Below are 10040 nucleotides of genomic sequence, written 5' to 3'. Positions count from 1 at the left end.
CGTCTTGGCCCGCGCCGACAACCATCTGGTGCTCGGCATCCAGGCGGTCGGGCAGGGTGTGTCGGAACTGGCGGCGGCGTTCGGGCTGGCGCTGGAGATGGGCGCGCGGCTGGAGGACATCGCCGGCACCATCCACGCGCATCCGACGCAGGGCGAGGGATTCCAGGAAGCAGCGCTGAAGGCGCTGGGACACGCGCTGCATATTTAATTCGCGATGGCGCAAAAGCGGTGATGCCGGCGGGACAGCGCCCCCCTCTGTTCTGCCGGACATCTCCCCTCAAGGGGGGAGATTGGCAGTTTCGGGCAACCTGCCTCTTCCAAAACTTTCAAAAATTGGCGAAATCTAAGATGACAGCCGATCTCCCCCCTAGAGGGGGAGATGCCCGGCAGGGCAGAGGGGGGGCACTGTCCCGCCCGCCTCTCCACAAGAGAGACACGCCGCTTCACCCCGCCAGCCGACTCACCATTTCGTGCTGGGCATAGGCGCGGCCAAAACGGTTGGCTAGAAACGCGTCCAGCGCGATGTCTTCCTGCTTGATGAAGCCGGTCGCCGGCAGGCTGCCGTCGGCCAGCATGTCGAGCACGGCGCAGATGCCGGACGCCGTGGTGATCTGGATGGCGCTGCGCACCACCTGGCCGATACGCTGGGAATAGACCTTGTTGGCGTAGGTCTCCTGCAGCAGGCGGCCGTTCTTGCGGCCGGAGACGGTGACGAAGACGATGACGACGTCCTGCAATGTCGCCGGCAGGGCGCTTTCAAAAATGTCCTTCAGCACGTCGCGGCGATGGCGCAGGCCGAGGTCGTTGAGCAGCGCCTTCATGATCGCGGCGTGGCCGGGGTAGCGAATGGTGCGGTAGTTGAGCGTGCGCACCTTGCCCTTCAGCGTCTCGGCCAGTGTGCCGAGGCCGCCGGAGGTGTTGAATGCCTCGTAGGTGACGCCGTCGAGCGAGAACTCCTCGCGCTCTTCCAGCGGCGGCACCTCGACCAGCTCGCCTTCGACGATCGCCTCGCAGGGCTCGCAATATTCGTTGATGACGCCGTCGGTGCTCCAGGTGAGATTGTAGTTCAGCGCGTTGGACGGGTATTGCGGCAGGGCGCCGACGCGCATGCGCACGCTTTCCAGCGAATCGAACCGGCTGGCGAGATCGTTGGCGACGATCGAGATGAAGCCCGGCGCCAGGCCGCATTGCGGAATGAAGGCGCTTCTGCCCGAACGCGCCAATTCCTTGACGCGGCGGGTCGAGACGACGTCCTCGGTCAGGTCGAGATAGTGCACGCCGGCACTGGCCGCCGCCTCGGCGATGCGGGTGGTCAGATGGAAGGGAGCGGCGCTGAGCACCGCGAATTTGCCGGCGAGTGCGGCTTCAAGCGTGCCGGACGCTTCGATGTCGAGCTCCAGCGTCGCAACCGTGGCCGGGACTTCGGCCGCTGCGAGCTGTGCTGCCGAGCGGTCGACGAGCGTGACCTGATAATCTCCCGTGGCGGCGAGCATCTCGGCAATGGTCGAGCCGATCTTGCCGGCGCCGACAACGACAATTTTCTTCATGACAAATCCCTCACTGGTTGTGAGCACAGATTCGCAGCTTGCCCGTCGAAAGGAAGCGTGGTTCTGTACGAAACGAACCCATTGATTGGTCAGTCCGCCGAGAAGAATCGTCGAAATGCTCAGCGATGCCGAACAGACCCTGCTTTCGCTGCTGCGCGAGAATGCGCGCGCCTCGACCGCCGAGCTGGCGCGGCGGCTTGGCGTCTCGCGGACAACCGTGCAGAGCCGGATCGAACGGCTGGAGCAGCGCGGCATCATATCAGGCTACGGCGTGCGGCTGGCGCCGGATTATGAGCAGGGGCTGGTGCGGGCGCATGTGCTGCTCACCGTGACGCCCAAGCTTGCCGACAAGGTGGTGCGCGGCCTGCGCGGTTTGGCGACGGTCAGGACGCTGCATTCGGTCAGCGGCAATTTCGACATGATCGTCATCGTCGATGCGCCATCAATCCGCGACCTCGACATGCTGCTCGATCAGATCGGCGCCATGGATGGAGTCGAGCGGACGCTGTCGTCGATCATCCTGTCGACGCGGATAGATAGGTGAGGGGACCTCTCAACCCAAGCTGGGCTTGAACAGCACCAGCCGTTTCGCCGGCTAATCCGTAGCCAGCGGAAAACGCACCACCACCGCAAGTCCCGGTCGGCAATCCTCGAGCGTGATCGATGCGCCGTGCAGATCGGCGATGGCCCGGACAAGGCTGAGCCCGAGGCCGCTGCCTGATGTCGAGCGGCTGTGGTCCAGCCGGTAGAGCCGCTGGAACACTTTCTCGCGCTCTGCCGCCGGAATGCCGGGACCGTTGTCGGCGACGCCCGCAACGACGCGTTCGTCCTGGCGCGCCACCGACAGCTTTATCGTCGTGCCCGATGGACAATGGCGCAACGCGTTCTCGACCAGATTGGCGAACATCTGCGTCAGCAGCTCGCGATCGCCATGGATCCGGTCCGTCGTTTCCTGTGGTTGCGCCAACGACAGCGACTTTCCGTCGTCCTCGGCAACATCGGCATAGATCTCGGCGATGGTTTGCAGCACCTCGCCCAGATCGACATCGGTGAACCGCGCCCGGCGGGCGCCGGCCTCGATCTGCGCGATGCGCAGCAGGGCATCGAAGGTCTCGTTGATCTGCAGGCTCTCGGCATGCGCCTCCGCCAGTTCAGCGGCGATTTTCCGGCCCGACAGGTTCTTTTCCGACGCGGTGTCGAGGATCATCTGCAACCGGTTGAGCGGCGTCTTCAGATCGTGGGCGATGTTGGCGCTGACCTGTTTCATGCCTTCGACCAGCGCCGACAGGCGGTCGAGCGCGGCATTGACCTGGCTGGAGACGATGTCGATGTCGTCGCCCTTGCCGGTCAGCGGAATGCGGGTGTCCAGCCGTCCATGCGAGACATCCACCATGGTGGCGGCGATGCCGTCGAGACGGCGCTGGACGCGCGAGGCGAGCAGGGCGCCGCCGGCGACCGCCAGCCCGGTGATGATCAGGGTTCCCCAGCCAAAGCTCATCAGCACGATCCTCTCCAGCTCCTCCGTCTCGGAAAGGCTGAAGGCGACGGTCAGCGTGTTGCCGCCGACCGGGCCGGAATAGGCGCGGTACTCGGCGCCGGGCGGCACGCCGGGCATTTCGGTGTCGAACATCGAGAAGCCGTCGGGAAGCCCTGCCGCGGTGAAGTTGCCGGCCAGGCGATTGCCCGTTGCGTCGGTCAACGAAAACAGCTGCTCCTTCTTGAGGCTGCGCAGGGAGTGGCTGCCGACGGTCTCAACCAGCTCCTTGAGATCGTTCTCGGCATAGGTCGCGGCGACGACCGCGTAGGTTTCCTTGATGGTGTCGTCGAGCCGCTCGGCAAGATCGGCGCTCATCATCTGGTAGACGATGGCGCCAGACAGGACGAAGGCCAGCACGAACAGGAAGGCGAAGGTCAGGGCAAGCCGGAATGGCGTGCTGCGCAGCAGGCGGGACCAGGTTCCGGTCATGGCGCGTGCAGGCTGTAGCCGGTGTTGCGGACGGTGTGGATGAGTTGGGTTTCGAAGGGCTTGTCGACCTTGGCCCGCAGCCGGCTGATATGGGTCTCGACGACGCTGGTCCTGGGATCGAAATGAAAATCCCAGACCCGCTCCAGAAGCATGGTGCGGGTGATGACGCGGCCTTCGCCGCGCATCAGCACTTCCAGCAAGCTGAACTCCCGCGGCTGCAGGTCGATTGGCTGGCCCCGCCTCGTGACGCGGCGCATGATCAGGTCCATTTCGAGGTCGGCGACCCGTAGGACGGTTTTCTGCTCCTGCGCCGCCGGCCGCCGGCCAAGCGCGTTGATGCGAGCGAGGAGTTCGGAAAAGGCGAAGGGCTTGACCAGATAGTCGTCCCCGCCGGCCTCGAGCCCCTCGACGCGGTCGTCGATGCCGCCGACGGAGGTGAGGAAGATCGCCGGCGTGCGCACGCCGGCGGCGCGCACCGCCTTGACCATCGACAGGCCGTCGAGACCGGGGATCATCCGATCGGCGACGATCACGTCGTATTTGCCCCGGGTCGCCGCGAACAGCCCGTCATGGCCGTTGCGCAGGAGATCGCAGACATGGCCGGCCTCGGTCAGTCCCCTGACGATATAGTCGGCCGTCCTGTGGTCGTCCTCGACGAGAAGCAGTCGCATGAAAGGTCCGGTCCGTTGCCGAGATGGACAGGCTATCACCGGCACGGGCTTGTTCCTAGGATGTCACGAAGGCGCAGGGATGGTGGCGCTAGAACGTTCACGATTGGCCGAAGCGGTGGGGTTTTCGGCAATTGTCAATGCTAGCGCATCCGCCCTGCACCTAGTCCAGGTCCAGCAACAGTTCATCGGCTTCGTCGGTTGTCCCCTTCAGGGTCATGTGCAGGACGAGCGCAATGATACAGCCGAGGAAGAGCAGGCTGGTGAAGATGGTGCCGAAGCCCAGGCCGCCATGCCTGGCCGATCGCGACAGCAGGTCACCGAAGGAGGCGCCGAGCGGCCGCGTCAGGATATAGGCGAGCCAGAAGGCCAGGATGCCGTCGAGATTGAGCAGCCAGTAGGCCAGCACGATGAGCGCGATGGCGCCGCCGAACAGCAGGCCTGTGGTGAGGTAGCCCATGTCGAAGCTTTCGGCGACGAGATCGCCGGCGGCGGTGCCGAGCGCGAAGGTCAAGAGGATCGCCAGCCAGTAGAAGATTTCGCGCCTGGTGGTGAAGATGGTGTGGATCGACAGCGTCCGTTCGCTGGCGTACCAGACCGCGAATGTCGCGGCGAGCGCAACCGAGAAGGCGATGGTCGTGGTCTGCAGGCGCACGCCGAAAGTGTCGACGAGATTGTCCGTCACCAGGGTGCCGACGATGCTGATCAGCACCACCGCCAGCCAGTAGGCCCACGGCACGTAACGCTTCTGCGCAAACTGCAGGACGAGGGCAGCGATCAGGATGCCGGTCATGATCAGCGAGGTGACGGTCAGCCCAAGCCCGATCGTGTCGGCAAAATAGTCCGCCGCGGTCTCGCCGGTGGTGACCGCCATCAACTTGATCACCCAGAAATCGAGAGTGACGTCGGGAACTCTGTTGTGGCTCGGTGGGGCGGGTTGTTGCCTGTTGGGCGCGAGCATGGCTGAAGTCCTGAGGTCGACGGTTGCGGCGGTGGCGATCCGCGCAGCGTAAGCAAACGAGTTCACGCCGGCCTGTCCGGCGGCATACAAATTCGTAAGAATGGACGTGGGCCGCGCAAAGTCCTTTACGAACGCCCGGCGCTGCGCCGATAGAGGGCGTGCGCCTTTCATCCGCCATCAATGTCATGCCCATTGCTCACGGGCACTCGTCAGTGCCCCAGGAAACACCAAATGACCTACGCTACCCTCAAGCCGGTTTCCCAGGCCTTCGACCAGCGCAAGCGCCTGATCTTCGTGCGGGTTGCGGCGGCGCTGGCGGTGTTGCTGCTGTTTCTCACCAAGCCGGGGCTGAGCGAGGGCTCCGACGGGCACGAAACGCTCGAATTCTTCGGCTTTTGCCTGGTGCTCGTCTGTGTCGTCGGGCGGCTGTGGAGCATTCTCTATGTCGGCGGCAAGAAGAACGAGGAACTGGTCTCGACGGGACCGTTCTCGACCACGCAGAACCCGCTCTATTTCTTCTCGACGGTCGGCGCGGTCGGCATTGGATTGCTCTACGGCTCGCTGATGACGGCCGTGGCGCTGGGCCTTGCCAGCTTTTTCATCTTTCGCGTCACGGCGCGCAAGGAAGCCGAATTTCTGCTCGGCAAGTTCGGCCCAGCCTATCTTGCCTACACCAAGAGCACGCCCCGGTTCTGGCCAAACCCGCTGCTCTACCGCGACGATGACGAACTGCAGTTCTCGACGCGGGCTTTGAAGCGCACGTTTTTCGACGGGCTCTATTTCCTCGCCATCTTCCCGGCCATCGAACTGGTCGAGCATTTCCGGGCGACCGGCATGCTGTTTCCGGCCTTCGTCACGCTCTACTGATCAGCTGGCTCTAGCTGCCGAGCGGATGCGGCATGTAGCCGACGAAGCCTGATATCTTCCAGCTTCCGCCGACCTTGCTGCAGAAATACAGCGTCTGCCATTTCAGCCGGTCGACGCTGCCGTCCGCCTTGGCGACCGAGCCGTCGAACTTCTTGTGCAGCACGGCGCGGTCGCCGTCGACGTCGATGTCTCGCATGTTGGTGACGCGAAACAGCGCCTCGCGCAGCGGCTCGGCGAATTTGGTCGCCGCCGTCTCTTTGGCCTGGCGCAGCCATTCGTCGCGATAGACTTCGAGCCTTGGAAACTGCAGCCGCCAGGCGTCGGCGTTGTGCAGGAAATGCGCATGCATGCCGAAGAAACTCTCGGCGACGAAATCGTCCTCGACCATGGCCCAGTCCTGGCCGATGAAGGCGTCGATGTCGCGCCGCACCAGCATTTCCCAGAGCGCGTGGCGATCGGCATCGCCTGATGGAAACGGGTTCTTGTCGTAGGTCATTGCTGCTGTCTCCGCTCTGGCAAATCCGTCTATGCGGTGCGGCTTCCAAGCCGCCCGTCAGCGCGTACGATGCAAGGGCTCTTGTAATAAAGCAACGCAGATTTCCAAGAATGTTGCTTTCCAACAAGGCCCCTATGAGGATCGGCCGGATCGGCGTAAATGTCGATCGAAGCGGGCGCTGCAATGGCACCCCGTCCTGTCATCAGAGGAGGCTTGTCCCTTGCCGAAACAGTGTTTTGGAACGTCGCATGTGCCGTTGTCGCCCGCCGTGCGGGCAGGCGATCTCGTCTATGTCTCGGGCCAGGTTCCCGTCGGCAGCGACGGCATCGTGGTCAAGGGCGGCATATCGGAACAGACCGAGCAGGTGCTCGCCAACGTCAAGGCCGCGCTGGCGCTGGCCGGCTGCACCATGGACGATGTGGTGAAGACCACCGTGTGGCTGGAAGACGCGCGCGATTTCGGCGCCTTCAACGCGGTCTATGCCAGGCACTTTCCGAAGAACCCGCCGGCCCGCACCACGGTCGAATCGCGGCTGATGATCGATATCAAGATCGAGGTCGAGGCGGTCGCCTATCGGCCTCTGTAAGCAAAGCAACGAGCGGAGGTTACTCCATGCAATTCGACCTCCTGCTGAAGGGCGGACGGCTGATCGATCCGGCCGCTGGCCTCGACGCGCTGCGCGATGTCGCCATCGCCAATGGCCGCGTTGCCGCGGTCGACGCCGATATCCCGGCGGACAGCGCCGCGCAGATCGTCGATGCCGGCGGCTGCATCGTCACGCCGGGCCTGGTCGACCTGCACAGCCACGTCTATTGGGGCGGCACGTCGCTTGGCGTCGATGCCGACCGGCTGGCCGCCAAGAGCGGCACCACCACCTTCATCGATGCCGGCAGTGCGGGCGCCGGCAATTTCCTCGGCTTCCGCCGCCATGTCATGGAGCGCTCGAAGGTTCGCATCCTGGCCTATGTCAACATTTCCTTTGCCGGCATTTTCGGCTTCTCGCAGACGGTGTCGGTCGGCGAGTGCAGCGATCTCAGGCTCTGCGAACCGCGCGAGGTTGTGGCTGCGGTGCGCGAGCACCGCGATGTCGTGGTCGGCGTAAAGGTTCGCTCGGGCAAGCATGCCGGCGGCACCAGCGGCATCGCGCCGGTGGATCTGGCGCTGGAGGCCGCCGACCAGGCCGGCCTGCCGCTGATGGCGCATATCGACGAACCGCCGCCCGGCCGCTCGGAAGTGCTGCCGCGCCTGCGCAAGGGCGACATTCTCACCCATTGCTTCCGGCCTTTCCCGAATGCGCCGGTGTTCGCTTCCGGCGCGGTGCGGCCCGACATGCGGCTGGCGCGCGAGCGCGGCGTCATCTTCGACATCGGCCACGGCATGGGCTCGTTCGATTTCGCCGTCGCCCGCGCCATGCTCGAAGAAGGGCTGGCGCCCGACGTGATCTCGAGCGACGTGCATCTCTACTGCGTCGACGGTCCCGCCTTCGACATCCTCGTCTGCATGTCGAAGCTCCTGGCGCTCGGCATGCCGCTGGTCGAGGTCCTGCGCGCCGCCACGCAAGCGCCGGCGCAGGCGATCGCGCGGCCTGACCTGGGCACACTGGCCGTCGGCACGGTCGGCGACGTCGCCGTGCTCCGTCAGCGCCCGGGCCGCTTCACCTTCGTCGACGCGGTCGGCGCGTCATTGGTCGCCGATCAGAGACTGGTGTGCGAAGGCATCGTTATCGGCGGCACCTGGTGGCCGAACGAAGCGGTCAACGATGTCAGCGAGACTGAGCGGTTTGTGGCGCATGCCGCGCATACCCATGTCGAGGTTGCGGCGAGGCACTTTGGGCATCGGCACGACTAGCTGATCTCGCCAGCTTGTGCCTGTCTTGGGACTGTGCGCTTGGCGAATGGCTTCCCCCACTCCGTCGCTGCTTCGCAGCGCCACCTCTCCCCCCTCCGGAGCGAGAGGAAGGAGCCAAGGGCGGCGAACTCGCGCCTTCCTCTCCCTCGCCGATCTGTGTGGCGCCCTTCCTCTACCCCGTCGATCGGGGGAGAGGTGGCGAGCGAAGCTCGACGGAGTGGGGGTCGACTTTACCCGGCGTTGCTCACCGCCCCGTAAACCGGCGTCTCAATGCCTTCCATCCGCGCCTTGATCTGCAGCGCCACATATTTCGAATAGAAGCGCGACAGCGCCAGATTGCCGCCGTGGAACCAGAGCGCTTCCTGGGCGGTCGGCTTCCACATATTGCGCAGCTCGCCTTGCCAGGGGCCGGGGTCGCCCTTGACGCCGGAGCCAAGGCCCCAGCACGGGCCGACCTTGTCGGCGACTTCGCGCGAAACGATCGCGGCGACATTCTCGTTCATCGACTGATAGCCGGTGCAGGCGATGATGGCGTCGGCGGCGAGTTCACTGCCGTCCTCGAACAGGATGCCGCTCGGGGTCAGCGACTTGATGGCGACGCCGCTGCGGATGCCGATCTTGCCGTCGATGATCAGGTCGGAGGCGCCGACATCGATGTAGTAGCCGGAGCCGGTGCGGTAGGCCTTCATCAGAAGGCCGGTCTCGTCGTCGCCGAAATCGATGGCGAAGCCGGCGGCGCGCAAGCGGTCGTAGAAGGCCGCGTCGCGCGCCTTGATCACCTCGTAAAGCGCCTGCTGGCCCTTGGGCACCAGCGCGAACGGCGTCGAGGCGACGATCATGTCGGCCTTCTCGGTGGTGATGCCGCGCGACAGTGCGTCTTCCGAGAAGATCTCGAAGCCGACTTCCATCAGCGTGTCCGACTTGACCACTGTCGTCGGCGAACGCTGGATCATGGTGACCTCGGCGCCGCTCTCCCAGAGGTCGACGCAGACATCGTGGCCGGAGCTTGCAGCGCCAATGACGGCGACTTTCCTGCCGCGGAATTTGTCGCCGCTGGCATACTGGCTGGAGTGCAGCAGCTCGCCCTTGAACCGGCCGGCGCCCGGCAGATCGATCCGCCGCGGCGGGCCGTAGGCGCCGGTGGCGAAGACGATGTGCTTGGGCTTCAGCGTGATCTGCCGGCCGACGCGGTCGACGACCACGGTCCAGACTTTTTCGGCCTCGTCATAGCTGGCGCTGAGGCATTTGGTGGCGACCCAGTAGTTGAGCTCCATGACGCGCGTATACATTTCCAGCCAGTCGCCCATCTTGTCCTTGGGCGTGAACACCGGCCAGTTTTCGGGGAAGGGAATGTAGGGCAGATGGTCGTACCAGACCGGATCGTGCAGCACGAGCGTGCGGTAGCGGTTGCGCCATGAGTCACCCGGCCTGGCATTCTTCTCGATGACGATGGCCGGCACGCCGAGCTGGCGCAGTCGCGCCCCCAGCATGATGCCGCCCTGGCCGCCGCCGATGACCAGGCAATAGGGCTGTTCATCAGTGCCGAGTTCGCGCGTCTCGCGCGCCCGCGCCTCCGACCAGGTCTCGCGCTGGGGATCGGCCTTGTGGCGCACGCCGAGCGGCCGCGCCGCGCCCTTGCGCTCCTCGAAGCCCTTGAGGTCGGCCATCGCCGTGAACAATGTCCGGC

General features: G+C 64.8%; 10 protein-coding genes and 1 pseudogene. 5 read left to right on the top strand and 6 right to left on the bottom strand.

Annotation, left to right across the window (positions count from 1 at the left end; genetic code table 11):
• Positions 1-208, top strand: a pseudogene (locus tag ENZ74_RS10470) (dihydrolipoyl dehydrogenase); the annotation flags it as partial.
• A 235-nt stretch (positions 209-443) separates the two neighbouring features.
• On the opposite strand, the gene ENZ74_RS10465 reads toward ENZ74_RS10470, so the two are convergent.
• Entirely contained in the window at positions 444-1547 is a 1104-nt protein-coding gene (locus tag ENZ74_RS10465) for a saccharopine dehydrogenase family protein (protein ID WP_024504078.1), read from the bottom strand.
• A gap of 115 nt (positions 1548-1662) precedes the next feature.
• Between ENZ74_RS10465 and ENZ74_RS10460 the strand changes: the two genes are divergently transcribed.
• On the top strand, positions 1663-2091 hold the full coding sequence (locus ENZ74_RS10460; protein ID WP_013528746.1) for an Lrp/AsnC family transcriptional regulator: 429 nt from the start codon (positions 1663-1665) through the stop codon (positions 2089-2091).
• A gap of 51 nt (positions 2092-2142) precedes the next feature.
• Here the strand turns inward: ENZ74_RS10460 and ENZ74_RS10455 are convergent, their stop codons facing one another.
• From ENZ74_RS10455 to ENZ74_RS10445, 3 genes are all read right to left on the bottom strand, one after another.
• A complete protein-coding gene (locus tag ENZ74_RS10455) occupies positions 2143-3513 on the bottom strand; it encodes a HAMP domain-containing sensor histidine kinase (protein WP_024504077.1) in 1371 nt (456 codons plus the stop codon).
• Positions 3510-4184: a winged helix-turn-helix domain-containing protein gene (locus tag ENZ74_RS10450; protein WP_013528748.1), complete on the bottom strand. Its 675-nt coding sequence runs from the start codon at positions 4182-4184 to the stop codon at positions 3510-3512. Before ENZ74_RS10450 ends, ENZ74_RS10455 begins: the two co-directional genes overlap by 4 nt.
• A 160-nt stretch (positions 4185-4344) precedes the next feature.
• Positions 4345-5142: a hypothetical protein gene (locus ENZ74_RS10445; protein ID WP_063170407.1), complete on the bottom strand. Its 798-nt coding sequence runs from the start codon at positions 5140-5142 to the stop codon at positions 4345-4347.
• Positions 5143-5373: 231 nt separating this feature from the next.
• On the opposite strand from ENZ74_RS10445, the gene ENZ74_RS10440 reads away from it, so the two are divergent.
• The gene (locus tag ENZ74_RS10440) at positions 5374-6009 is read left to right on the top strand and encodes an isoprenylcysteine carboxylmethyltransferase family protein (RefSeq protein ID WP_063169592.1); all 636 of its coding nucleotides are present in this window, start codon (positions 5374-5376) and stop codon (positions 6007-6009) included.
• A gap of 10 nt (positions 6010-6019) precedes the next feature.
• Here ENZ74_RS10440 and ENZ74_RS10435 read toward each other — a convergent pair whose 3' ends face one another.
• The gene (locus ENZ74_RS10435; protein WP_027162851.1) at positions 6020-6505 is read right to left on the bottom strand and encodes a hypothetical protein; all 486 of its coding nucleotides are present in this window, start codon (positions 6503-6505) and stop codon (positions 6020-6022) included.
• A 220-nt stretch (positions 6506-6725) separates the two neighbouring features.
• Here ENZ74_RS10435 and ENZ74_RS10430 point away from each other — a divergent pair, with 220 nt between their 5' ends.
• Positions 6726-7091, top strand: coding sequence for a RidA family protein (locus ENZ74_RS10430; RefSeq protein ID WP_063169591.1), 366 nt, complete (start codon positions 6726-6728; stop codon positions 7089-7091).
• A gap of 26 nt (positions 7092-7117) precedes the next feature.
• On the top strand, positions 7118-8353 hold the full coding sequence (locus ENZ74_RS10425; RefSeq protein ID WP_063169590.1) for an amidohydrolase/deacetylase family metallohydrolase: 1236 nt from the start codon (positions 7118-7120) through the stop codon (positions 8351-8353).
• Positions 8354-8583: 230 nt separating this feature from the next.
• Here the strand turns inward: ENZ74_RS10425 and ENZ74_RS10420 are convergent.
• On the bottom strand, positions 8584-10040 hold a 1457-nt coding region (locus tag ENZ74_RS10420; protein WP_164760993.1), incomplete at its 5' end, for an NAD(P)/FAD-dependent oxidoreductase.

The sequence above is a fragment of the Mesorhizobium sp. M7A.F.Ca.CA.002.15.2.1 genome (assembly GCF_003998715.1).
Taxonomy (GTDB): Bacteria; Pseudomonadota; Alphaproteobacteria; order Rhizobiales; family Rhizobiaceae; genus Mesorhizobium; species Mesorhizobium ciceri.
The sequence above is the reverse complement of the archived record's forward strand: the minus strand, read 5'-3'. Positions and strand labels throughout refer to the sequence as shown.